Raw genomic sequence first — 24,889 nt, 5'->3', positions numbered from 1 at the left:
TAGGTATCCGAATAGGCTGGCCCGCTTCTCCTTTCGAGAAGCGGGCCGCTTCGCTGATACCGTCTTCGTCAGTCGATTCCCGGTGGCAGTGGGATCGCCTGGTGAGGGGATAAATGAATGAGTAAGTCCGACAGTGCTGTTCAGGAGGGGGCCTGTACCGGCAGCGACCGGTATACGGAGGGCTTCCAGGTATTCGAGCAATGGCAGTTGCGGCGATACCACAATGAGCGTCATCTGAAGCATCCGGTTCGCAGTCTGCGTCTGGGCTGGCGGTACCTGACGCTGAGTCACTATTTCGGTGCGGTGCCGCCGATTCGGCTCTGGTGGCGGTCCCGTTTCGGCGGACCGCGCGCCTTGCCCGACTTCACGTGTGTGGGAGCACTGAAGAGCGGAACGACCGATCTGGCAGCCTATTTGATGCAGCATCCGAGCGTGGTGGTGCCGCTGACGAAGGAGATCGGCCACGGTTTTCCGGCCGCGTGGGGGCCGTACCTGCCGACCGAACGGGAGAAGGCCGCGGTCGCCGAGCGCACCGGCCGGGCGCTGGTGGGGCATTTCGATCCGCTGCTGCACGATGTGCCGCTGATCGACAATCTCCGCGAGTCCAGCCCGGGCGCGAAGGTCGTCATCATGCTGCGTGATCCGGCGCGGCGGGCCTATTCGCACTACAAGTGGGATCTGTTCCTCAGTGGTGAGAACGGTTTGCGCAGTGGGCGTTACGGCGAGAACTTCGGCGAGTACGTGTCGCTGGCGCTGGGGGCCTTCCCGGGTCCGCCGCCGCCGACCATGCTGCCGACCATGCCGATGCTGGCGGCCGGGATCTACGTGAATTCGGTGCGGCGCTGGCTGGATACCTACGGCCGCGAGAACGTGCATGTGGTCGCGGCGGAGGACTTCTTCGCCGATGTGTCCACGACGGTGTGCGGCATCCACGAGTTCCTGGGGCTGCCCGCGGTGGAGCCGGAGTTGCACGCGGAGGTGGTGAACCGCAATCCGCTGGAGTATCCGCCCGCCGAGGCCGAGTCGCTGGCCCGGTTGCGGGAGTTCTACCGCCCGTACAACGACGAGCTGTTCGAGTTGCTGGGTCGGGATCTGGGGTGGAACCACCCGGCCTGAGCTGGTCTGACAGAAACACGTTTCACTTTTTTCGCGAAAGTGCCCCGGGGTGAACTGGACAACCGATACAGTTCGGCTCGACGCACAGACTCGGTTCGGCGTGGCCCAACCCGCCGAACCGACCCCGGGCCGGCTGACCATAATCCTCTGTTCCCAGGTCAGCCGGCCTCCTCTTCTTTTGCCGGAGGGGCCGCCGCTAGCGCACGGTCACGTGCCACACCACCGCGGCGGCCAGCGCGCCCGCGCCGTTCACCGCCCAGTGCAGCGCGATCGGCGCGAGCAGGCTCCCGCTGCGCCGCCGCAGCCAGGTGAAGACCATGCCCGCCCCGGCCGTGGCCAGCACCGCGAGCCCGATCCCGAGGATCTGCCCGGCCGGGCCGCTGCCCAGGAATCCGGTGAGGCCCTTGTTGCCGCTGGTCAATCCCAGTGACGAGGCAATGTGCCAGAGCCCGAACAACATCGACCCGGCGGCGAACACGCCGCGCGCGCCGACCACGCGATCCAGGGTGCCGTGCAGCACGCCGCGGAAAGCGAGCTCCTCCGGAATCGCGGTCTGCAAGGGGATGACGATCATGGACGCGATGAGCGCGCCCGAGACCGCGGCGTAGCGGTCGTTCAGGAAGAACGGCCGGGTGATAGGCAGGGCCGCGCCGATGGCCACGGCCGCCAGCACCACGCCCACCGCCGCCAGCGCCCAGACCGAGCCGCGCCGCCACTGGGAGGGGGAGAGTCCCAGCTCCGCCCAGCCCAGTCCACGACGCCGGACCATGGCCACCAGCACCACCGCGGCAATCGGCACCGAGAGGATGCTGGCCCACTGGTTGGTGAAGTGCGCGATGAGGTTGGTGCAGGTCAATACGACGACAACGACGGCAACGTCCACGTAGGCGTGCAGCTTGTGGCCGGGCGGGGTGGGCGCTTCCGGCGGTGTCACCGCCGCGCCGTTATCGTTTCGAGACATCCCGGCCAGTGTACGAGCGAATTCTTGGAATCCGCTTCGATTGTGGTTAATCGCTCGCCCAGCCCGCGGGGTCGTCCCAGGCCCGCAGGGTGCGCGCGGTTTCGAATCGCCGGGGCTCGCGGGTGACGGGGTCGGGGAACTCCAGTGCCGACGCCAGCAACTGCAGCGGCCGCGTGTAGTCGTCGACCGGCTTGTCGGTGAGATCCGGGTAGAAGTCGTCGCCCAGGATCGGGATGCCGAGGCTGTTCATATGGATGCGGATCTGGTGGGTGCGGCCGGTCCGCGGGCGCACCCGGTAGCGGCCCAGCCCGTCCCGGTGGTCGAGGAGTTCGATCAGCGTCTCGGCGTTCGGCTCGCCCTCGGTCTCGTAGGCCTTGAGCACCTGGCGTTCCTTGACGATGCGGCTGATGACCGTGCGCGGCAGCGCCAGATCGGGATCGAAGCGCGCGATGGCCTCGTACTCCTTGTGGACCAGGCGCTTGTGGAACATGGTCTGATACGCCCCGCGCCGAGCCGGATTGATGATGAAGAGGACGAGTCCGGCGGTCACCCGGTCCAGCCGGTGCGCGGGCACCAGATCCGGCAGGTCCAGTTCGCGGCGCAGTTTCACCAGGGCGGTCTGCAGGATGTGCTGGCCGCGGGGGATGGTCGAGAGGAAGTGCGGCTTGTCCACGATCAGGATGTCGTCGTCGCGGTGGACGATGCCGATCGGGAAGGGGACCTCGGTCTCCTCGGGCAGATCGCGGTGGAACCACACCGCGCCGCCGGGCACGTAGGGGGTGTCGAGGGCGATGGGTCCCGCCAGGTCCACGATGCCGCCCTCGCGCAACAGTTCGTCGATGCGTTCGGGCCGGACCCGGGGCAGCCGCTCCACGAGGTGGTCGCGGATGGTCGCCCAGTCACCCTCCTCGGGTAGCCGCAACCGGGCCGGATCCAATCCGTGCCGCTTCGGTAGCGGTGGTTGCTGCCTGCGTCTCACCCCGGAAACCCTAGCCCCCGGGTATGTCCGGTTTGCGGGGTACGGTGGGCCGACGCCTGGAATGTCCGGGTCGGCGCAGTGATCGGGGGTCTCGTGTATCCGAACGACCAACAGCCTCAGGGTGTGCCGGGCCAGCCCGGTCAGCCGCAGCCGGGCCAGTACGGCTATCCGCAGCCCGGGCAGCCGGAATACGGCCAGCCCGACTACGGCCAGCCGCAGCCCGCGTACGGGCAGCCGGATTACGGTCAGCAGGCCGCCTACGGTCAGCCCGACTACGGCCAGGCTCAGCCCGTGTACGGCCAGCCCGCGTATCAGCCGATGCCGCCCGGGTATCCGGTTGCGCCGCCGCCCCCGCAGGGCACCAACGGTTTCGCCATCGCCGCGCTGATCTGTGGTCTGCTCGGCTGTACCAGTCTGCTCGCGATACCGTTCGGGATCATCGCGCTGAATCAGATCAAGCAGCGCAATCAGGGTGGCCGTGGTCTCGCCATTGCCGGCCTGATCATGGCGGGGTTGTGGTTGGTGCTTTCCGTCCTGCTTGTTGTAATCGGCGCGGTGACAGATTCGAACACCACGGCATCGCAGGACAATACGACCCGCACCTCGGCCCTGTCGGATTCGCCGACCTCCATCTCCATCGACGAGGTGAAGACCGGTGACTGCGTGCAGACGGTGGAGGAGAACAACCACATCCGCAAGGTCACCGTGCTGCCCTGCGATTCCCCGCACGACGGCGAGGTGATCACCCAGGTGCACCTGCCGGGTTCGTGGCCGGGTTCGGGTGACGCGTCCTTCGACAAGGCGAGCGAGGCCTGCCAGGTGCAGTTGGACAAGCTGCTGGCCTCGAGCCCGGTGGTCGACAAGCTGGAGTCGTTCATCCTCTATCCGGCGAACGAGACGCAGTGGAACAAGTCGAACGGCCGCGCGACCTGCATGGTGCACAACGCGGACGGTTCGAAGCTGACCACGAAGGTGCCGCGCTGACCCTCGGTGTGGTCGTCAAGCAAAAGTTAGCCTAACCTATCTTCTCGTCGGTGTTCGTGGGAGCGCCGGACGGATGAAGGTGGAAGGCGGACTGATGACGGTCGAGTCACCGCCCGCGGTCGAGGCGGGCCCCGAGCCGAGCGGGCCCGACGCGAAGGCCGAGGCGAAAGCGCGGCGGCAGGCAGAAGCCGCCGCCCGCAAGGAGATCCTCGCGCCGGTGCGCGGGCCGCTCACGGCCGCCGGACTGATCGTGGCCGTGGCCGCCGTCTGCTCGGTGGTCCCGTTCCTGCTGATCGTCTCGGCCTGCCGGGAACTGCTGCGGGAGGTCCCCGACACCGATCGGGTGTGGCGGCTGCTGCTGATCGCGGTGCTGGTCCTGGTGGCCCGCGCGATCCTGCAGGCGGTCGCCTTGACCTGGTCGCACGCCGTCGACGCGCGCTATCAGCTGACCCTGCGCCGACTGCTGGCCGACAAACTGACCCGGGTGCCGCTGGGCTGGTTCGGCGCCCGCGCCTCCGCCGACGTGAAGAAGTACCTGCAGGACGACGTCGAGGCGCTGCACTACCTGGTGGCGCACGCGCGCCTGGACTTCATCGGTTCGGTCACCGCTCCGCTGGTGACCCTGGTGTACCTGGCCACCGTCGACTGGCGGCTGACCCTGGTCCTGCTGATCCCGCTGATCGTGTACGCGCTGTGCATGCGCGCCATGCTGGACGAGCCCGGCCGGGAGCGGCTGCTCGCCTACAACGCCGCCGAACAGCGCACCCGCGCCGCCACCGTGGAATTCGTGGACGGCATCCAGGTGGTGCGGGCCTTCGGGCGAGCGGGCAAGGCGCACAGCGAGTTCCGCGCGGCCGTCGAGGAGCAGACCGACCGGCTGCGACGGCTGAAGCTGCCCGTCATGACGGTGCAGTCGATCTCGGACACCGTGGTCTCCCCGGTGTTCGTCATGCTGCTGGTCGTGGTGGCCGGGCTCGCGGGTGTCGGCCTGGACTGGCTGGAGCCCCTCGACCTGCTGCCGTTCCTGCTGGTCGGGCTGGGCCTGGGCAGTTCGCTGCTGGGCCTGGGCTACGGCACGCAGGCGCTGCGCACGGCCGGTGACGCCGCGCTGCGGCTGCACGAACTCATGCAGACCCCGGAATTGGCCTCCGGCGCCGGGGAATCCGCGGCGCCGGACGCGCCCGCGGGCCTGATCCGTTTCGAGGGCGTGAGCTTCGGCTACCGCGCCGATCATCAGGTGCTGCGCGGTGTCGACCTAGAGCTCGCGCCCGGCACCATGACCGCCCTGGTGGGCCCGAGCGGCTCCGGCAAGTCGACGCTGGCCAAGCTGCTGCCGCGCTTCTACGACGTGGACAGTGGCCGGATCACCATCGGCGGCAAGGATATTCGCGACATCCCGAGCGCGGAGCTGTATCGCACGGTCGGCTTCGTCTTCCAAGATGTGCGCCTGATCCGCGGCACCATCGCCGACAATCTGCGCCTGGCCCGCCCCGAGGCAGACGTGGCCGAGCTGGAACGCGCGGCCCGGGCCGCCCGCATCCACGACCGCATCACGGCGCTGCCGCGCGGCTACGACTCCGAGATCGGTGTGGACGTCGTGCTGTCCGGCGGCGAGGCGCAGCGGCTTTCGATCGCCCGCACGCTGCTGGCCGACACCCCGATCCTGGTGCTGGACGAGGCGACCGCCTTCGCCGACCCCGAATCCGAGGCCGCGGTCCAGGACGCGCTGGCCGAGCTGGTGGCGGGTCGCACGGTCCTGGTGATCGCCCACCGCCTGCACACCATCACCGGTGTGGACCGAATCCTGGTGCTGGAGAACGGAACCCTGGTCGAACAGGGCGATCATGCCGGCCTGCACGCCGCCGGCGGCCTGTACCAGCGGCTCTGGGAAATCAACGCGGCCGCCCTGGCCGATGTCGCGGCCACCGACCGTCCCGCCGCTCCGGTTCGCGCCGATGTCGAGGAGGCCCTCCGATGATCCGCAAGGTGCTCGGCCTGGTGCCGGGCGAATTCGCCACACTGACACCGCGATTGCTGCTGGCCATCGTGGCCCAGGCGCTGTCGCAGGCGGCCGCGTACGTGCTGCTGGTGCCCGTGCTGAAGGCCCTGTTCGCCCAGGATCTGGGCCGGGCCTGGTGGTGGACGCTGTGGCTGGCGCTGGCCGTGGCCGGGGTCGTGGTGTTCGGCTATCTGCAGTCGGTGCTGGGCCTGCGGGTCGGCGTCGGTATGCAGCACGGCCTGCAGGCCCGGCTCGGCGATCATCTGAACGCGTTGCCGCTGGGCTGGTTCGACGATCGGCACGCGGGTGAGCTGTCGCGGGTGATGGTCGAGAACGTCCGCGAGGTGCAGGGCCTGATCGCCTATCTGCTGGCGAAGATGCTGACCGGCGTGCTGGTGCCGCTGGGCGTCGCGCTGGGCATGTTGTTCGTGGACTGGCGGATCTCGCTGGCCATGCTGGTGACCGCGCCGGTGCTGTTCCTGGTGAACCTGTGGGCCAACCGTTCCTATGTGACGGCCGACGAGCGCATGCACGAGGCCGCGGCCGAGGCGAACGCCCGGGTGCTGGAATTCGCTCAGGCGCAGCCGATGCTGCGTTCGCTGGGCGCGGTCGGCGCCGGTAACCGGGCGCTGGACGCGGCCCTGGCGCGCCAGCGCACCGCCGCCAACGGCATGCTCGTCGCGGCGGTGCCCGGTCTGATCGGGTTCGCGCTGGTGGTGCAGGCCGTCTTCCTGGTGCTGGTGTACCTGGTGGTGGGCCGGGCCACGGACGGCGCGATCTCGGCCGCCGCGGCGATCGCCCTGATCGCGGTGAGCGCGCGTTTCATCGAGCCGTTGACGCAGGCCGCCCAGCTGGGTGGTGCGTTGCGCACGGCCGCGGCCGCCGCCGATCGGGTGAGCGCGCTGCTGGCGGAACCGGGACTGGCGCAGCCGGATTCCCCGGTCGAGCACACTGCCGCGCGGGTGGAGTTCGACGGCGTCACCTTCGGTTACGGCCCGGGCAAGACGGTCCTGGAGGACATCTCGTTCACCGCCGCTCCCGGCACCACGACAGCCATCGTCGGTCCCAGTGGCGCGGGCAAGTCCACGCTGCTGCGTCTGGCGGCCCGGTTCCACGACGCGGATTCGGGCCGGGTCTCGGTCGGCGGCCACGATGTCCGCGACCAGCCCGCCGAGTCGCTGCTGAGCCGGTTGGCACTGGTCTTCCAGAGCGTCTACCTCTTCGATCGCTCTGTGCTGGAGAACATTCGGGCGGGCCGTCCGGACGCCTCCGATGACGAGGTCCTCGCGGCCGCGCGCACCGCGCGGGTGGACGAGATCGCCGAGCGCCTGCCCGACGGCTGGCAGACCGCGGTCGGGGAGGGTGGTTCGGCGCTGTCCGGCGGTGAGCGCCAGCGGGTTTCGATCGCGCGCGCCCTGGTCAAGGACGCCCCGATCGTGCTGTTGGACGAGGCGACCAGTGCGCTGGATCCGCACAACGAGGCGGCCGTGGTGCGCGGTGTGCACGAACTCACCCGGGGCCGCACGGTGCTCGTGGTGGCGCACCGGCTGGCGACCATCGCGCACGCCGACCAGATCCTGTTCATGGAGGCCGGTCGCATCGTCGAACGCGGCACCCACGCGGAGCTGATCGCTCTCGACGGCCGTTATGCCTCCTTCTGGAGCGAGCGCACCCGGGCGTCGGGCTGGCGTCTGGCTCCGGTCTCCGCGTAGTCGAAAGGCCCCGGATTCCCTTGGAGTCCGGGGCTGTTCGCGTGGGCGTCCGATCCGTGTGTTCTGTCCGATCTTTTGGTCTCGGGCGCTTCGCAATGGGTGGCGAGCAAGATAAGGTAAGGCTATGCAAACCTAAATTGGTTGGCGGGTTGTGCGAGGCAGGCAACAGTTGAGCAACTGGGACGGAGAACCGGTGGAAACACTTCTGGTGGTCGGAGCGGGGCCGAAAGCCCTGGCGGTAGCGGCCAAGTCGCGGGTGCTGCGGGACCTGGGCCTGCCCGCGCCGCGGGTGACGGTCGTCGAAGCTCAGACGGTGGGCGGCAATTGGCTGCCGACCGGCGGCTGGACCGACGGCCGGCACCGCCTGGGCACCAGCCCCGAGAAGGATGTCGGCTTCCCGTACCACTCCACCTGGGCCCGCGGCCGCAACCGCGAAATCGACGAGGCCATGCGGGCATTCAGCTGGACCGCCTTCCTGGTCGAGCACGGCACCTACGCCGAGTGGATCGACCGCGGCCGTCCCAGCCCGCAGCATCACGTGTGGGCCAAGTACTTGCAGTGGGTGGCCAAGCGCTGCGATATGGACCTGGTCCAGGGTTCGGTGACGGGCATCGCCGCCGCGGCCGACGGCTGGCTGGTCTCGGTCGCCGACGCCGACGGCGGGGTCGACGAGATCGATTGCGACGCCGTCATGATCACCGGTCCCGGCCGCAGCGACCGCGCCCTGGCCCAGCATCCGAAGGTGCTCAGCATCTCCGAGTTCTGGGAGCTGGCGGGCCGCCGCGAGCTACCGCCGTCCTCGCGCGTCGCGGTGATCGGCGGCGGCGAGACCGCGGGTTCGGCGCTGGACGAGCTGGTCAACCACGACATGCTGACGGTCTCGGTGATCTCGCCCAAGGCCACGCTGTACACCCGCGGCGAAAGCTATTTCGAGAACTCGCTCTACAGCGATCCGACCAAGTGGGCCGGGCTGGGCATGGCCGAGCGCCGGGATGTCATCCGCCGCACCGATCGCGGCGTTTTCTCGGTGCGCGTGCAGGAGAGCCTGCTGGGCGACAACCGGGTGCATCACCTGCAGGGCCGGGTCGTGAGCCTGGCCGAGCAGGACGACCGGGTGGCCCTGACCCTGCGCAACGATCTGCGCCCGGATCAGGTGCACACCTTCGATCTGGTGGTGGACGCCACGGGCGGGCAGCCGCTGTGGTTCCTGGATCTGTTCGATTCCGCCGCAACCGATCTGCTGGAGCTGGCCGTCGGCGGCCCGCTCGAGCACGGGCGGCTGGAGGCGGCCATCGGTTACGACCTGGCGGTGTCCGGGCTGGACGCCAAGCTGTATCTGCCGAATATGGCCGCCATGGCGCAGGGTCCGGGTTTCCCGAATCTCAGCTGCCTGGGCGAGCTGTCGGACCGGATCCTGCAGCCGGTGGTGAATCCCGCTCCGCGCTACCGGATCTCGGGCAGGTCCGCCGCGGTCCGCGGCAGCGTGTAGAGCGAGATCCGACGGTCCGGTCGAATGTCGAAGTCGCCGAGGTGCTGCCACCCGATCTTCTCCAACGCCTTCCGCATGGGGGCGTTGCGGTGATCGGGTTCGCACAGCAGCCGGCGGCATGCGGGTTCGGCCGCCAGGACCGCCCGGCCCAGCTGCCGCATCCAGTCCGACATGACGCCGCGGCCCAGCAGATTGGTGTCCGCGGTGGCGATGTGGAAGCCCATGTCGTGGGCGTCGGCGTCGTAGAGGCGGGCGATCTCGTCCTTGGCGGGCCGGTACAACTCCACATAGGCGACCTCGCGATTGCCGAGGTCGGGCCGGTCGAGTGCGGTGAAGTCGTATTCGAGAACGCAGGGGCGGGAGAAGGTTCCGGCCAGCTGGGTCGCGCAGTCGAGGCGGCGGCGGTCGGCGTCCCAGGCCTGTTCCCAGGTCTCGAGCAGGTGCGGCCGGTGCATCCATTCGGTGATGGTCTCCGGATCGCCGGATTCGACGTCCACCAGGCGCAGCGTGAACGGCGCGGGGAACTCGGGCACCACGGGTGCGGGGGCGCGGCGGATGTGGTCCGGAAGGTCCGTGAGTTCGCGCGCGAGGACGTAGGTCGTCCGGTTCATCGCTGTGGCGCTCCGTTCGTCGGTTAGCTTGATCACCCTGGTTGGTAAGGCTAGCCTATACTAACTAGGCGGTGTTACGGTTGCCCGGACATTGCAAGGGGGACAAGCAGAACCGGCGGCTGATGCGGTCGGGTGGGTCGTAGGAGAGATGCGGACATGGCACGGGAACTCGGCTGGATCAGGCAATTTCAGGCCCCGAGTGCGGATTCCGCGCCACCGCTGCTGATCTTCCCGCACGCGGGTGCGGGCGCTTCGGCCTACCGGGTCTTCGCCAAGAAGATGGCCGCGGAGTTCGATGTCGTGGTGTTCCAGTACCCGGGCCGCCAGGACCGCGCCCGCGAGGCCGCGGCGGAGACGCTGCCGGACCTGGCCGCCGGAGCCTTCGCGGCCTTCCGGGAATCCGCGCACGACTCGGGTGCGCCGCTGACCATCTTCGGCCACAGCATGGGCGCGATCGTCGCCTTCGAATTCGCCCGGCTGGCCGAGGCCGCCGGGTTGACCGTGCGGTTGCTGGCCGCCTCCTCGGCCGCCGCTCCCGCGCGCATCGCCGATCTGCCCAATCACCCCACCGACGACGAGGCGCTGCTCGACCACATGTCGGCGCTCAACGGCACCGGCGCCGAGGTGCTGGGCAGCCGCGACGTGCTGCGCATGGCGCTGCCGGTGATGAAGGCCGACTACCGCGCCTTCGACGCCTACTCCTGCCCGGCCGAGGTCGCCGTGGAAGCCCCCATTCACGTGCTCGGCGGCGACGAGGACGAATTCGTCGCGCCGCGTGACCTGTTCGCGTGGGAGGGCCACTCGCGCGCGGGCATCCGGGTCACCCTGTTCGCGGGCGGCCACTTCTATCTGGACCAGCACGTGGACGGCATCGCCGAACTGCTCGTCGCGGAGAAGAGTGTCGTCGCGTGACCGGCGTGGACTCCGGCGATCCGATCGTGATCGTCGGCATGGGTATCGAGGCGCCCGGCGGCGTGGACACCCTCGCGGAATTCTGGTCGGCGCTGGCCTCGGGTCGCGAACTGCTGGGACCGTTCCCGCGGGACCGGGACTGGCCGCTGGCGGAACTGCTGGGCCTGGGCGCCCAGGACGGCTGGGGCGCGGTCCCCGACGCGGGCGGCTTCCTCACCGGCGCGACCGAGTTCGATCCACTGTTCTTCGGCATCACCCCGCGCGAGGCGGTCGCCATGGACCCGCAGCAGCGGGCCGGCATGCGGGTGGCCTGGCGGGCGCTCGAGCAGGCCGGGATCAATCCCGCCACGGTGGAGGGCGATTCGGCGGGCTGCTGGATGGGCGTCTCCGTGATGGAGTACGGGCCCCGGGTGGCCTCGGTCAACGAGCACAGCGGCTACCGGGTCACCGGGACCGCGCTGGGCGCGGTGGCCGGGCGCATCTCGCACGGGCTGGGCCTGACCGGGCCCTCGATCAGCGTCGACACCGCGTGCGCGTCCGCGCTCACCGCCGTGCACCAGGCCGCCGCCGCCATCCGGGCGGGCGAGTGCGAGTGGGCGCTGGCGGGCGGCGTGTGCGTCATGGGTTCGCCGGGCGCGTTCTACGAGTTCTCCAAGAACAACGCCCTGGCCTCCGACGGCCACTGCCGCTCCTACGCCGCCGACGCCACCGGAACCCTCTGGGGTGAGGGCGCGGGAGTCGTTGTGCTGGAACGGGAATCGCGGGCGCGGGCGCTCGGGCACCGGGTGTACGGCCGGCTGCTGGGCTCGCGCGTCAACCACAACGGCAAGGGCGCGCCGATCGCGGTGCCCAGCGCGGCCGCGCAGGAACGACTGATCCGCGACACCCTGGCGGTGTCCGGCATCACCGCCGGGCAGGTCGGGCTCATCGAGGGCCACGGCACCGGGACCCCGGTCGGCGACCCGCTCGAATTGGCCGCTCTCGCCGCGACGTACGGCGTCGAGCGCGCCGACACCCCGCGTCTGGGCTCGGTGAAGTCCAATGCCGGTCACGCGCAGGCGGCCTCGGGTCTGCTGGCCCTGATCAAGGTGCTGCTGGCCGGGATGCACGGGCAGATCCCGCCCACCCTGCACGCCGAGCGCCCGACCGGCGAAATCGATTGGGGCGCCACCAGTCTGCGGCTCGCCACCGAGCTCGAGCCGTGGTCCGCCGTGGACGGTGTGCGCTACGCGGCCGTGTCCTCGTTCGGTGTCGCGGGTACCAACGCGCACGCCCTGGTCGCCCTGCCCGAGCTGGAGGAAAGCGATGTGTAGCCACCGGCTGCCCGATGGCAGCATCCCCGTTCTGCTCTCGTCCGACACCGCCGACGGTGTGCGCGCCGAGGCCGCGGGCATCCTGGACTTCCTGGAGTCGCGGCCCGCGGTCACCCCGGAACGGGTGGCGGACATGCTGTTCCGCACCCGCACCGCCCGCCGGTACCGGGCGCTGGCCATGGTCACCGGACGCGAGGAACTGCTCGACGCGCTGCGCGCCGTCGCCGCCGGGACCGCGCACGCCGCGGTGGTGGCGGGCGAGGGTCCCGCCACCGCGCGCCGGATCGGTTTCGTGTTCCCCGGCCAGGGCAGTCAGCGCCCCGGCATGGGCAAGCTGTACTACGAGCTGTCCCCGGCCTATCGGGCGGCGGTCGACGAATGCTCGGGCCTGCACGCCGAACGCTTCGGCCACGACCAGCCGCTGCACTACCTGCTCGGCTCCGAGGGGCAGTACCAGGACACGGTGTGGGAAGTGCAGCCCGCCTTGATGTTCCACATGGCCGGTCTGGCCGCCATGTGGCGGGCCGCGGGCGTCGAGCCCGCCGCGACCGTCGGGCACAGCCAGGGTGAGCTGGCCGCGGGCGCGGTCTCACGGGTGATGTCGGTGCGTGACGCCGTACTGGTGGTCACCCATCGTGCGCGCCTGGTCGAGCGGCTGTCCCCGCGCGGGTTCTCCATGGCCGTGCTGGCCATGGATCGCGAGGACTGCGAGGCGCTGCTGGCGCGGAACTCCGGCTGGGCCGAGCTGTCGGTGGTCAACGCCCCGCACATCATGGCCATCTCCGGTGACCGCGAGACCATCACCGATATGGTCGCCGCGGCCACCGCCCAGGGCCAGTTCGCCCGCGAGATCGGTGTCGCCTACCCGGCTCACACCTCGATCGTGGCCGAGTTGCGCGAGGACTTCGAGGGCTTCCTCGGCGGCGAGATGAGCAGCGCGACCTTCCTCGACACCGAGATCCCGTGCTACGGCGCGACCTTGGGCGCGCCCATCACCGCCGACCTGATCCAGGAACAGTACTGGTACTGGAACCTGCGCAACCGCGTCCGCTTCGACCGCGCCGTGGTGGCGGCGGCCCGCGACGGCATCGACACCCTCATCGAGGTCGTCGAGCATCCGGTGCTGCAGCTGGCCCTCCAGGAAAACCTCACCCTGGTCCCCCCGGACCCGGCCCGCAGCCCCCGCGACTTCAAGGTCCTCGGCACCTCGCTGCGCACGGCGACCACGCTGCGCGAGTTCACCCGCAACCTGGCAGCCGTCGCGGTCCACGACCTCGGCTACGACTGGAACGCCCTGCGCACCGACGCCGCCCCGGCGCTGCCGCTGCGCGACTTCCCGCACACGGTCATGAACCCCAAGCGCCTGTGGGCGAACCCGGGCTACGCCCCCGACAAGGTGACCGCCCCGGCCCCGGCCGTGCCGAAACCCCAACGCCTGGTGGAACAGTGGACGCCGTGGGAGCGCCGCTCCCTGACCGCCCCGCGCCGCCTGGCCTTCGTCGACCCGAGCGGCCGTTGCGCCGATCGGCTCGCCGCGTTGCTGACCGCCGCCGATCGCTACGGCGCGACCGCTACCGTGCTGAACCCGGCCGGGCCCGCCTCCGGTGGCGACTCGGCTACCACGCCGGACTCGAACGCGTCGGCCGAATCCTTCGACAGCGTGGTGGTCCTGTGGCCCGCGCTGAGCGAGGACTCCAGCGCCGGCGCCATCGCCGAGCTGAGCGAGTTCTTCGCCGGGCGAGCCTGGTTGCCCGCGCTGGACGCGCTGCGCCCGGGCGGTGACTGCTGGCTGGTGACGGTCGGCGGCGAGCACGTGGTGCCCGAGGACCAGCTGCCGCAGCTGTTCCACGGCGCGGTGGCCTCCGGATTCCGGTGTGTCGGTGTGGAGAAGCCCGGCGTGCTGTTCCGGCACCTGGATCTCGCGGCCGACGCCGGGACCGCGGAGTCGAATCGGATGGTGGCGGCGCTGCATACGGCCGGTGAGCCGGAGGTCGCGCTGCGCGGCGGGAAGGTCTTCGCCAAGCGCCTGGTGGCCGACGAGTCCGAGCCGGGCGCGGCCGCCGATCTCGATCACGTGCTGATCGTGGGCGGCACCGGCAAGCTCGGCCTGCTGTTCGCGGAGCATTTCGCCCGACAGGGCGCGGGCCGGGTCACCCTGGTCAGCCGGTCCGGCGAATCCGGTGCGGCCGCCGCGGATGTGGCGCGGGTGCGGGCCGCCGGAGCCACCGAAATCGTGGTCGAGGCCTGTGACGTGAATGCCGCTGCCGACGTGGCGCGCCTGGTGTCGAGGCTGGGGGAGCTGCCGGTGAGCCTGCTCGTCCACGCCGCCGTCAACTACGTGGACGCGGGCATCGAGGAGATCACCGCCGACATGGTGGCCACGGCCGCCGCGTCGAAGGTGCTGGGCCTGGAAGCCGTGCTGGACGCGGTGCCGTTGAGCGCGACCGGCCGGGTGCTGCTGTGCTCGTCCATGGCGGCGACCCTCGGTGGGCGCGGGCAGATCCTGTACGCGGTCACCAACCGGATGCTGGATGTGCTCGCCCGCCGGGTGCGGGAGCGCGGCATCGACTGCTCGTCGCTGGAGTGGGGCCTGTGGAGTGTCGCGGGTCCGCTGGACGAGGCGGGCATGGCGCGGGTCGAGGGCGCCGGGGTCTTCCCGATGCGTCCCGCCGACGCCATCGCCGCCGGATTCACCGGGCAGCCGACGGACGCCATCGTCATCTCCGCGGACTGGCCGTTCCTGCGCGATGTCATGGGCGCGTTCGGTCAGGCGTCGGTGTTGTCGGAAGTGCCGGAGCCGGAACCGGTCCCGGTGATCGTCGCCGCGGAGTCGGAAGCGCCCGTCGTGGCCGAGGCCGAGGCCGTCGCGCCGGAGCCCGTCGCTCCCGCCGCGTCCGCATCCGTCGTGGCCGACCGTCCGCTGGCGGATCAGGTGCTCGCCGAGCTGGAACGCGTCATGGGCATCGACACCGGCGACAGCATCGACCGTTCGGTGCCGCTGGTCGCCCTGGGCCTGGATTCCTTGCAGGCCTTGGACTTCCGCAAGCGCGTGCAGGCGTCGCTGGACCGGGATCTGCCGGTCGCCGCGATTCTCGGCGGCGCGTCACTCGACGATGTCGTGCTGCTCATGGCAGCGAACACCAACTAAGGGCTAGGGGCCAGATTTCATGTCAGACACCGATGCCACCGTGGCCGGAACCTCCGTCGCCGACCGCCGCCGGGAACTGTTGCGGCGCAAGCTGGCCGAGCAGGGCCTGGCCGTCGGCACCGCCGCCCCGGCGCGCCGTACCGCGGCGGGGGAGCGGCGGCCGCTGTCGGCCGGTCAGCGCCGCATGTGGTTCCTGCAGACCCGCGATCCCGAGGACACCACGCTGAACATCTGCGTGGCGTACCGGTTGACCGGCGCGCTGGACGAGGAGCGGCTGCGGCAGGCGGTGGCGTCGGTGTTCGCCCGGCACGACGTGCTGCGCACCACCTTCGGTGTGGACGAGAACGGTGAGCCCTTCCAGGTGTTCACCGACGAGATCACCCTGCCCTGGCAGTCGCACGATCTGACCGACCTGGCCGAGTCCGCCCGCGAGGTGCGGGTGGAGGTGCTGGCCCGCCGCGAGTTCGGCCGCCCCTTCGATCTGGCCACCGAACTGCCGCTGCGGATCACGCTGGCGCGCACCGGAACCCGGGAGTGGGTGCTGCTGCTGTCGGCGCACCACGGCTGCTGGGACGACGACGCCTGGGGCGTGTTCTTCACCGACCTGAACGCCGCCTACAACGGCGCCGCGCAGGCCACCCCGCCCGCGCAGTTCGTCGACCTCGAGGTCCTCGACGCCCCCGCCGACGACGAGGCGGACATCGCCTACTGGCGGAACACCCTGCGCCCCTTGCCCGAACCGCTCGAGCTACCCGGCGCGGCCGTGGCCGCACCGTCCAAGCGCGCCGACCGCTGCACCGTGGCGCTGCCCGCCGACCTGCTCGACCGGGTGGACGCCTTCGCCCGTGAGCACGCGGCCAGCCCCTTCATGGTGCTGCTCGCCGGGTACGCCGCGCTGATCCAGCGCTACACCGCCGCCGAGGACTTCCTGGTGTCCATCCCGGTCACCAACCGCCGCTCGGCCGCCGCCGAACAGCTCATCGGCTACTTCGGCAATACCCTGCTGCTGCGCGAGACCTTCGCCCGCACCGAGACTTTCGCCGGTCTGCTCGAGTCCACCAAGCGCACCTGCCTGGACGCGTTCGCGCATCAGGCCGTCGGCATCGACCGCGTCGTGCGCGAGGTGAACCCGGAGCGGGTCGCCGGTCGCGACGGCATGGATCAGCTGGTGCGCCTGGGCTTCAGCGTCCGCAAGAGCGCCGACGGTTTCGCGCTGCGCGAGGTCTCCACGGTGCAGCTGGACGAGCTGGGCGCGCCGACCGCGCAGGTGCCGCTGGCCCTGGCCGTCGTCACCGAGAGCGCGCACGGCGCGGTGCTCGAGGCCGAGTACCAGGTGGACGTGCTGTCCGAGCCGCTGGTGCGGCGCATGCTGGAACACTTCGTGCGCCTGCTGGATCGGGCGCTGAGCGCGCCCGCCGCCCGCCTCGCCGACCTCGACATGCTGGGCGGCGACGACCGCACCACGATCCTGGAGCAGTCGCGCGGCGCGCAAGTGCCCTCGGACGAGACCACCATGGTCGACCTGTTCGAGGCCGCCGTCGCCGCCGGACCCGAGACCCTCGCCCTGGTGTCGGACGACACCGAACTCACCTACGCCGCCCTGAACCGCCGCGCGAACCGCCTGGCGCACTGGCTGATTCGTGAGGGCCTGGGCGGCGAGGACATCGTCGCCCTGCGCATGAGCAATTCGGTCGAGTTCATCGTGGCCGTCTACGCCGTGCTCAAGGCGGGCGCGGCCTACCTGCCCATCGACCCCGCCTACCCGGACGACCGCATCGACTACCTGGTCGCCGACGCCGCCCCGCGGCTGGTGCTGGGCCGGGTCGAGCTCGACGCCGCGGAGGAGGCCGCCGCCGGGCTGCCCGACACCGACCCCTCCGACGCCGACCGCGTCCGCCCGCTGCTGCCGGCCAACCTGGCCTACGTCATCTACACCTCGGGGTCGACGGGCAAGCCCAAGGGCGTCCCGGTCTCGCACGCCGCGATCGCCGAGCATGTGGTCAGCTTCACCGCCGAATGGGGCATGACGTCGGAAGACGTGCTGCTGCAGTCGTCCTCGGTGTCCTTCGACGCCTCGCTGCTCGACATCTTCGTCACCCTCGCGCTGGGCGCGCGCCTGATCGTGCCCAAGCCGGAGGCGTTCCGCGACATCCGCTACGTCGCCGACCTGATCACCCGCCGCGGCGTCACCGTGCTGCACATGGTGCCGTCCATGCTCAGCACCTTCCTGCTGCTGCCCGAGGTGAGCGAGTGGCGGGCGCTGCGTCACGTCCCGGTCGGCGGCGAGGCGCTGCCGGGCGAGGTGGCCGACAAGTTCGCGACCGTCTTCGACGCCGAACTGCGCAACCACTACGGCCCGACCGAGGCCGTCGTGTGCGCCACCCATCAGCCGGTGTCGGGCCCGCAGGGCACCGGGATCGTGCCGATCGGCGTCCCCAATCAGAACGTGCACGCCTACCTGCTCGACGAGGCCCTGCAGCTGGTGCCCGCCGGTGTGGTCGGCGAGATCTACCTGGGCGGTGCGCAATTGGCGCGCGGCTACCTGGGCCGCCCGGCCCTCACCGCGAGCCGTTTCGTCGCCGACCCCTTCACCCCGGGCGCGCGTCTGTACCGTTCCGGAGACCTGGCTCGCCGCAACGAGTTCGGCGAGATCGACTTCGTCGGCCGCGCCGACGAGCAGGTGAAGGTGCGCGGCTTCCGGATCGAACTCGGCGAGGTGGAGTCCGCGCTGGCCGCGCACCCGACCGTCGGCCACTGCGTGGTCGTGGTGACCGAGGATCCGGCAGTCGGCGCCCAGCTGGCCGCCTACCTGGTGCCCGCCGCCGGCGCGACCGTGGACGTGGAGCAGGTCCGCGCCCAGGCCGCCGCCGCGCTGCCGGAGTACATGGTGCCCAGCGCTTTCGCCGTGATCGACGAGATCCCGCTGACCGTCAACGGCAAGCTGGACAAGCGCGCCCTGCCCGCCCCGGCCCCGGCCGTGGAGCGCGTGCACCGCGCACCCGCCACCGCCACCGAGCGCCGCCTGTGCGGGATCTACTCGCACCTGTTCGGCGTCCCGGTCGTCGGCGCCGACGATTCGTTCTTCGAGCTGGGCGGCCACTCGCTGCTGGCGGCCCGCCTGGTCGCGCAGATCCGCGCGGAGTTCGGTGTCGAGCTGGATGTGCGGATCGTGTTCGACACCCCGACCCCGGCCGGTCTCGCGGCCGGTCTGGTCGCGCGGTTCCGTGACGAGTTCGGCATCGACCTCGACGCCATGGACGACGAGGACGAAACGGCCGAGCCGGTCGAAACCGTGGTCCCCGCACCGGTTTCCGGCCGCCCCGCCGTCACCGAGCGGGAGCGCCCGGAGCGGCTGCCGCTGTCGTACTCGCAGCTGGCCATGTGGTTCCAGTACCGCATGGAGGGCCCCAGCGCGGTCGGCAACCTGCCCTTCGCCGTGCGTTTCGACGGCGGCCTCGACATTCCCGCGCTGCGCGCCGCGCTCACCGACGTGGTGGCCCGGCACGAGGCGCTGCGCACCGGATTCGGTGAGCAGGACGGCATTCCATACCAGGAGATCCGGGCGGCCGGGGAGGTCGCGCTCGAGGTGACCGGTGTCGACCCCGAACTGCTGGCGGACGAACTCGCCGAGATCGGCCGCTACGCCTTCACCGTCGAATCCGAGCCGCTGCTGCGCGCCCGCCTGCTGGTGCTCGACCCGAGCACCCAGGTGCTGTCGCTGCTGGTGCACCACATCGTGGCCGACCACGCCTCGCTGGGCATCCTGCTCGACGACCTGATCGCCGCCTACCGCGCCCGCGTCGAGGGCGGCCGGGCTCCGGAGTGGACCCCGCTCGCCGTGCAGTACGCGGATTACGTGCTGTGGCAGCACGACGTCTTCGGGCCGGGAACGGATTCCGCGGCGCGCGACTACGGCCGGGCGCAGCTCGAGCACTGGCGCGGCGCGCTCGCCGACGTCCCGGACCAGATCGACGTCGCGCCCGACCGGGCCCGGCCCGCGGTGCTCGGCAAGCGCGGCGAGGTCGCCACCTTCGCCGCCCCCGCGGCCCTGCGCACCGGGCTCGCGGCCCTCGCCGAAGCCTGCGGCGCCACGGAATTCATGGTCTACCAGGCCGCCGTCGCGACCCTGCTGCACAAGCTGGGCGGCGGCTCCGACATCGCCCTCGGCACCCCGGTGGCCAGCCGTGTCGACCCGGCCACCGCGCCGCTGGTCGGCCTGTTCGCCAATATGGCGGTGCTGCGCAACGACCTGTCCGGCACGCCGACCCTGCGCGACACCGTGCGCCGGGGACGCGAGGTGGTGCTGGACGCCCACGCGCACCAGGAACTTCCGATCGAACGCCTGGTGGAGGCGCTCAACCCGGCGCGTTCCCGCTCCCGCAATCCGCTGTTCCAGAGCATGCTGCACTTCCGCGGCGCGGACTGGGCCCCGGCGACGGTGACCGTGGCCGGCGCCACCACCGCCACTGTGCTGCCCGTCGACTTCGACGTGTCGTTCCTGGATCTCAATATCTCGGTGAACGTCACCGGCGACGGCGGACTGGCCGTGCGCGTGGTCGCCAATGCCGACCTGTACGAGCCGGAGACCGTGCGGCTCATCGGGTCCGCACTGGTCACCACCCTGGAGGCGTACGCGACCGCGCCCGACCGCACCGTGGTCGAGCTCGAGGTGCTGCCGGTCGCCGACCTGGGACGGCTGCTCGCGCCGCCCGCGCCCGCCGCGCGGACCCTCGCGGTTGCCACCGGCGACCACTCCGCCACCGAGCGCGCCCTCATCGACCTGCTCGAGGAGCTGCTCGAGATCGACGATGTCGAGGCCGACGACAACTTCTTCGCCCTCGGCGGGGACAGCGTCATCTCCATCCAGTGGTCGGCCCGGGCCACCGCGCTCGGCCTGGCGCTCACCCCGCAGCTGGTATTCGAGCACCTCACCATCGCCGAACTGGCCGCCGCGGTCGACGCCGCCGAACCCGTTGCCGCGCAAGCGGAGTCGATTCCACAGGAGGAATCCGCACCGATGAGCGCCTCCGGCCTCGACGCCGACGCCCTCGCCGCCCTGACCGCCTCCTGGGGAGCACGATGACCGCCGCCGCCGGAACCCCGAGCGCCGCCGCCCCGCCGCGGATCGAGGACGTCCTCGCGCTGAGCCCGCTACAGGAGGGTTTGTTCTCGCTGTCGCGGCTCGCCGGCGACGGAATCGACCTGTACACCATGCAATTCGTGGTGGACATCGACGGCCCGCTCGACACCGGCCTGCTGCGCCGCAGCGCCCAGGCCATGCTGGACCGCCACCCCAACCTGCGCGCCGCGTTCTGGGACGAGAACGTGCCTCGGCCGGTGCAGATCGTGCCCGCCCACGCCGAGATGCCGTGGACCGAACAGGACGCGCGGCCCGAGGAATTCGACGACCTCGCCGCCGCCGAACGGCGAGTCCCGTTCGACCTGAGCCGCGGCCCCGCCCTGCGCGTGCTGCTGCTCACCGTGCCCGAGACCGGCGCGCGGCGCATGATCCTCACCGCCCACCACATCCTGATGGACGGCTGGGCGGTGGCGATCTACTTCACCGAACTGCTGGCCGTCTACCAGGCGGGCGGATCCGTCGCGGCACTGCCGAAACCGCGTCCCTACCGCGACTACATCGCCTGGCTCGGCGCGCAGGACACCGCGGCCGTCACCCAGCGGTGGACCGACTACCTGGCCGAGCTGACCGGCCCGCTGCTGCTGGCGGGCGGCGCGCCGATCGCCGCCGACGCGGTGCCGGAGAAGACCCGGCTGCTGCTCTCGGCCGCCGACACCGAGGCCGTCCGGTCCTGGGCGGGCGCCCACGGCCTGACGCTCAACACCGCGGTGCAGTTCGCCTGGACGGTCCTGCTCGGCCGCCTCACCGACCGCCGCGACGTCGTCTACGGCACCACCATTTCCGGTCGCCCCGACCAGCTTCCGGGCGTGGAGGGCATGGTCGGGCTGTTCATCAACACCGTGCCCGTCACCCACCGCCTGGACCGCGAGCTGTCGGTGGTCGAGCAGTGCGCGCGCCTGCAGCGCGAATGCGCGGCCATGCGCGACATCGGCCACGTGAGCCTGTCGTCGGTGCAGCGCGCCGCCGGGCACGGCACCCTGTTCGACACCCTGTTCGTGTTCGAGAACGCGCCCATCGACGACGCCATCCGCACCGTCACCGCCCCCGACGGGGCCCGGTTCCGGCCGGTCGAGATGGAGTCCCTCGCGCACTACCCGCTCACCGTGGTCGCCCACATGAGCGGCGACGAACTGCTGGTCCAGTTCGAGGCCATGCCCGCCGCCCTGCCGTACCTGCCCGCCGACGGCCTCGGCGAGCGGCTGCTGGCCGTGCTGCGTCAGCTGCCCGGAATCGGTACGGCCACACCGGATGCGCTCAGCGTGCTCACCGATGCCGAACGCGCCGCGTTCGCCGCCGCCGAGACGCCGGGCGTGGACCCGGCCGAGCCCGCCGATTCGGTGTGGGAGCTGTTCGAGCGACAGGTCGCCGCGACACCGGAAGCCATTGCGCTCCAGGACAGTTCCGGACTCCGGCTGACCTATCGGGAGCTGCGGGAGCTGGCCGCTCGGCAGGCGGTCGAGTTCGCCGGACGCGGTGTCGGCGCGGAAAGCGTTGTCGCGCTGGTCATGCCGCGCTCGCCGCGCTCGATCATCGCGCTGCTGGCCGCGTTCGCCGCGGGCGGCGCGTACGTACCCGTGGACACCACCTTGCCCGCGTCCCGCGTCGAGTCGATCCTGCGGCAGGCGAACCCGGCGCTGGTGGTCACCGATGCCGCCACCCGCGGCGACCTCGATCCCGAGGGCACCCTGCTGACCGGTTCCGTGCTGGTGCTGGACGATTCCCCTGTCGCGCATGCGCTTTCGGGCGAGCACGTCGCGACCCCACGGGTCGTCCGTCACCCGGATCAGCTCGCGTACCTCATCTTCACCTCCGGCTCGACCGGTGAACCCAAGGGCGTCGCCGGAACCCAGGCCGCGCTCATGGCCTACTTCGCCGATCACCGCGACCGCGTCTACCGTCCGGCCATGGCGCGGCTGGGCCGCCCGCTGCGCATCGCGCACGCCTGGTCGCTGAGCTTCGACGCCTCCTGGCAGCCCATGGTCGGTCTGCTGGCCGGGCAGGCCATCCACCTGTTCGACGCCGTGGAGATGCGCGACGCGCACCGGTTGTGCGCGGGCATGATCGCCAGTGACATCGACATGATCGACACCACCCCGTCGATGTTCGCGCAGCTCAATGCCGCCGGACTGGTCGACCGCGAACTGCCGGTGCTGGCACTGGGCGGCGAGGCCATCGACGCCGCCCTGTGGGCGCGACTCCGCGAACTGGCCCTCAGCGCCAGCAGCGGACGCGGCGGGACCGCGGTGTACAACTGCTACGGCCCGACCGAGACCACCGTCGAGGCCGTGGTCGCCCCCATCGCGGAGTTCGAGACGCCGACCATCGGCACCCCGAATGCCGGAATGTCGGGCTATGTCCTGGATTCCATGCTGCGCCCGGTCCCCGGCGGCGTCGTCGGCGAGCTGTACCTGTCGGGTCCGCAGCTGGCCCGCGGCTACATCGGCCGCGCGGCAACGACTTCGGACCGTTTCGTGGCCGACCCGTTCCGGCCCGGCCGCCGCATGTACCGCACCGGCGACCTGGTCCGGCACCTGCCGCACGGCGGCCTCGGCTACCTGGGCCGCGCCGACGCGCAGGTCAAGGTGCGCGGCTACCGCATCGAGATCGGCGAGATCGAGACCGCGCTGCGCCGGCTGCCCGGTGTGGACACCGCGGCCGTCACCGTGGTCCGCCGGGCGGGCGGGGCGAGCCTGGTGGGCTTCGTGGTCGGCCGGGCGGATCGGGTCGTGGATCCGATGCGCACCCGTACCGCGCTCTCGGAGAGCCTGCCCGCCTACATGATTCCGGCCCGGGTGCTCGCGTTGCCGCAGCTGCCGGTCAACGCCAACGGCAAGCTCGACGGTCCCGCCCTGACCCGGCTGGCCGAGGCCGCCCTGGCCGACACCGGCTCCGACACCGCGCCGCGCACCGCCACCGAGAAGGAACTCGCCGAACTGCTGGCCGAGCTCTTCGACGGCCGCGCACCCGGCGTGGACGACGACTTCTTCGCCCTCGGCGTGGACAGCATCGTCGCCATCTCCCTGGTCAACAAGGCCCGCCGCCGCGGTCTCACCCTCACCCCGCGCATGGTCCTGGCCACCCCCACCATCCGGGAACTGGCCGCCGCCCTCGACGCGGCCGAGACCGCCGCCGCCGAGAAGGTCGCGGATTACGGTGCGGTGCGACCGCTTCCGGTGGTGTCGTGGATGTACGAGTACGGCAACTACCGCCGCTTCACCCAGACCGCGCTGCTGCGCCTGCCCACCGGCATCGACCGGCAGGGCATCGAGGCCGCGCTCCAGGGCGTGCTGGACGGCTACGACACGCTGCGCTCCAGCCTCACCGACACCGAGGACGGCGCCTGCCTGGTCACCGCGCCGCCCGGCACGGTGCGGGCGGCCGACATCCTCACCCACATCACCGATCCCGCCGACACCGCCAAGGCCGTGCACAGCGTGGCCCGGGTCCTGATGGACGAGATCGACCCGCGCACCGGCGATATGGTGCGCGCGGCCTGGTTCTCCGGCACCGATCAGGGCGATGTCCTGCTGCTCACCATCCACCACCTCGCCGTCGACGTGGTGTCGTGGCACCTGCTGATCGCCGCCCTCGGCGAGGGCGCCGCGCTGCCGGAGTCCACCTCGTACCGGGAGTTCTCCCGGCGCATGGCCGAGCGCGCCGAGTCGGCGGAAATCCTGTCCCAGAGCGCGTATTGGCGCGATCAGCTGGATGCCCCCGACCCGGCCATCGGCCGCCGCATCCCGTACCCGGACACCGACACCTGGTCGTCGCTGCGGGTCGCCACGGCCGTCACCCCGGTCCCCGTGACCGAACGGGTGCTGGCCTCCCTCACCCGGGACGAAGGCGTGCGCGAATTCCTGCTCACCGCCCTCACCGTCACCCTGGCGAGCTGGCGGCGCGAGCGCGCCCAGGATCCCGCGCACGGCGCGCTCATCGCGCTCGAGGGTCACGGCCGCGCCGACGACCTGCTCGGCACCGACACCAGCAACACTCTCGGCTGGTTCACGACCGTCTTCCCGGTCCGGCTGGGCGCGGGCGCGACGGTGGACATCGAACGCGCCGAACAGGATCCGGCGGCGGCGCGCGCCCTGCTGGACGCGGTGACCGCGCAGCTGTCCGCCATCCCCAACGGCGGCCTGGACTACGGCCTGCTGCGCTACACCACCGGCGTGCCGGAGCTGGCCACCGCGCGGCACCCGCAGGTCGAGTTCAACTACCTGGGCCGCGTGGACCTCAGCGGCCAGGCCGCCGACTCGTGGTCGCTGCTCACCGGCCCGCTCAACGAGTCGCTGCCGCTGGACCCGGAACCGGAGCTGCCGCTGCGCTACGCCCTCGATGTCATCGCGGGCATCGGCTCGACCCCGGAAGGCCCGCAGCTGACCACGAATTGGCGCTGGAGCGAGACCCTGTTCACCGAGGCGGAAGCCACCCGCCTCACCGAACTGTGGCAGCGCAGCCTGGCCGCGCTGGCGACCGCCGCCCAGCGGTAGACGAGACGAAACCGGCCGCCGACCTCGAAAAGGTC

13 protein-coding genes are annotated in these 24,889 nt (G+C 71.2%); 10 read left to right on the top strand and 3 right to left on the bottom strand.

Translation table 11 applies throughout. The annotated features are described in order from the left end of the window. The first annotated feature begins 117 nt into the window (after positions 1–117). Positions 118–1,116, top strand: coding sequence for a sulfotransferase domain-containing protein (locus ABZ382_RS16085; protein ID WP_357089160.1), 999 nt, complete (start codon positions 118–120; stop codon positions 1,114–1,116). 196 nt (positions 1,117–1,312) lie between these two features. Here ABZ382_RS16085 and ABZ382_RS16080 read toward each other — a convergent pair whose 3' ends face one another. Together ABZ382_RS16080 and ABZ382_RS16075 are read right to left on the bottom strand one after the other, a co-directional pair. After that, complete coding sequence (locus tag ABZ382_RS16080) at positions 1,313–2,077, bottom strand: CPBP family intramembrane glutamic endopeptidase (RefSeq protein ID WP_357089158.1); 765 nt, start codon at positions 2,075–2,077, stop codon at positions 1,313–1,315. A gap of 46 nt (positions 2,078–2,123) precedes the next feature. Beyond that, positions 2,124–3,056, bottom strand: coding sequence for a pseudouridine synthase (locus tag ABZ382_RS16075; RefSeq protein WP_357089156.1), 933 nt, complete (start codon positions 3,054–3,056; stop codon positions 2,124–2,126). 123 nt (positions 3,057–3,179) lie between these two features. Between ABZ382_RS16075 and ABZ382_RS16070 the strand changes: the two genes are divergently transcribed. The 4 genes from ABZ382_RS16070 to ABZ382_RS16055 all read left to right on the top strand — a co-directional run bounded on the left by ABZ382_RS16070 (position 3,180) and on the right by ABZ382_RS16055 (position 9,240). Further along, a complete protein-coding gene (locus ABZ382_RS16070) occupies positions 3,180–4,040 on the top strand; it encodes a DUF4190 domain-containing protein (RefSeq protein ID WP_357089154.1) in 861 nt (286 codons plus the stop codon). 94 nt (positions 4,041–4,134) lie between these two features. Continuing rightward, a complete protein-coding gene (locus tag ABZ382_RS16065) occupies positions 4,135–6,018 on the top strand; it encodes an ABC transporter ATP-binding protein (RefSeq protein ID WP_357089153.1) in 1,884 nt (627 codons plus the stop codon). After that, positions 6,015–7,751: an ABC transporter ATP-binding protein gene (locus ABZ382_RS16060; protein ID WP_357089151.1), complete on the top strand. Its 1,737-nt coding sequence runs from the start codon at positions 6,015–6,017 to the stop codon at positions 7,749–7,751. Before ABZ382_RS16065 ends, ABZ382_RS16060 begins: the two co-directional genes overlap by 4 nt. 193 nt (positions 7,752–7,944) lie before the next feature. Next, on the top strand, positions 7,945–9,240 hold the full coding sequence (locus ABZ382_RS16055) for a SidA/IucD/PvdA family monooxygenase (RefSeq protein WP_357089149.1): 1,296 nt from the start codon (positions 7,945–7,947) through the stop codon (positions 9,238–9,240). On the opposite strand, the gene ABZ382_RS16050 is transcribed toward ABZ382_RS16055, so the two are convergent. Then, positions 9,195–9,851, bottom strand: a complete 657-nt coding sequence (locus tag ABZ382_RS16050; RefSeq protein WP_357089147.1) for a GNAT family N-acetyltransferase — start codon at positions 9,849–9,851, stop codon at positions 9,195–9,197. The genes ABZ382_RS16055 and ABZ382_RS16050 overlap by 46 nt on opposite strands. 156 nt (positions 9,852–10,007) lie before the next feature. Between ABZ382_RS16050 and ABZ382_RS16045 the strand changes: the two genes are divergently transcribed. Genes ABZ382_RS16045 through ABZ382_RS16025 form a run of 5 tightly spaced genes read left to right on the top strand, consistent with a single transcriptional unit; the run spans position 10,008 to position 24,854 of the window. Next, the gene (locus ABZ382_RS16045; protein WP_357089146.1) at positions 10,008–10,763 is read left to right on the top strand and encodes an alpha/beta fold hydrolase; all 756 of its coding nucleotides are present in this window, start codon (positions 10,008–10,010) and stop codon (positions 10,761–10,763) included. Positions 10,764–10,768: 5 nt separating this feature from the next. Further along, entirely contained in the window at positions 10,769–12,076 is a 1,308-nt protein-coding gene (locus ABZ382_RS16040; protein WP_357089913.1) for a polyketide synthase, read from the top strand. Further along, the gene (nbtC, locus tag ABZ382_RS16035) at positions 12,069–15,224 is read left to right on the top strand and encodes a nocobactin polyketide synthase NbtC (protein ID WP_357089144.1); all 3,156 of its coding nucleotides are present in this window, start codon (positions 12,069–12,071) and stop codon (positions 15,222–15,224) included. The genes ABZ382_RS16040 and nbtC overlap by 8 nt, the downstream gene beginning before the upstream one ends. Positions 15,225–15,243: 19 nt before the next feature. Then, positions 15,244–20,307, top strand: coding sequence for an amino acid adenylation domain-containing protein (locus ABZ382_RS16030; RefSeq protein ID WP_357089142.1), 5,064 nt, complete (start codon positions 15,244–15,246; stop codon positions 20,305–20,307). Further along, complete coding sequence (locus tag ABZ382_RS16025) at positions 20,304–24,854, top strand: amino acid adenylation domain-containing protein (RefSeq protein ID WP_357089140.1); 4,551 nt, start codon at positions 20,304–20,306, stop codon at positions 24,852–24,854. Before ABZ382_RS16030 ends, ABZ382_RS16025 begins: the two co-directional genes overlap by 4 nt. The last annotated feature ends 35 nt before the right edge of the window (positions 24,855–24,889 follow it).

Source organism: Nocardia sp. NPDC005825 (assembly GCF_040630175.1).
Classification (GTDB): Bacteria; Actinomycetota; Actinomycetes; order Mycobacteriales; family Mycobacteriaceae; genus Nocardia.
The sequence above is the reverse complement of the archived record's forward strand: the minus strand, read 5'-3'. Positions and strand labels throughout refer to the sequence as shown.

Bases quoted from the DNA above. Each gene is read 5' to 3' on its own strand.
- ABZ382_RS16085 (WP_357089160.1), top strand. From the start codon at position 118: ATGAGTAAGTCCGACAGTGCTGTTCAGGAGGGGGCCTGTACCGGCAGC.
- ABZ382_RS16080 (WP_357089158.1), bottom strand. From the start codon at position 2,077: ATGTCTCGAAACGATAACGGCGCGGCGGTGACACCGCCGGAAGCGCCC.
- ABZ382_RS16065 (WP_357089153.1), top strand. From the start codon at position 4,135: ATGACGGTCGAGTCACCGCCCGCGGTCGAGGCGGGCCCCGAGCCGAGC.
- ABZ382_RS16060 (WP_357089151.1), top strand. From the start codon at position 6,015: ATGATCCGCAAGGTGCTCGGCCTGGTGCCGGGCGAATTCGCCACACTG.
- ABZ382_RS16050 (WP_357089147.1), bottom strand. From the start codon at position 9,851: ATGAACCGGACGACCTACGTCCTCGCGCGCGAACTCACGGACCTTCCG.
- ABZ382_RS16045 (WP_357089146.1), top strand. From the start codon at position 10,008: ATGGCACGGGAACTCGGCTGGATCAGGCAATTTCAGGCCCCGAGTGCG.
- nbtC (WP_357089144.1), top strand. From the start codon at position 12,069: ATGTGTAGCCACCGGCTGCCCGATGGCAGCATCCCCGTTCTGCTCTCG.
- ABZ382_RS16030 (WP_357089142.1), top strand. From the start codon at position 15,244: ATGTCAGACACCGATGCCACCGTGGCCGGAACCTCCGTCGCCGACCGC.
- ABZ382_RS16025 (WP_357089140.1), top strand. From the start codon at position 20,304: ATGACCGCCGCCGCCGGAACCCCGAGCGCCGCCGCCCCGCCGCGGATC.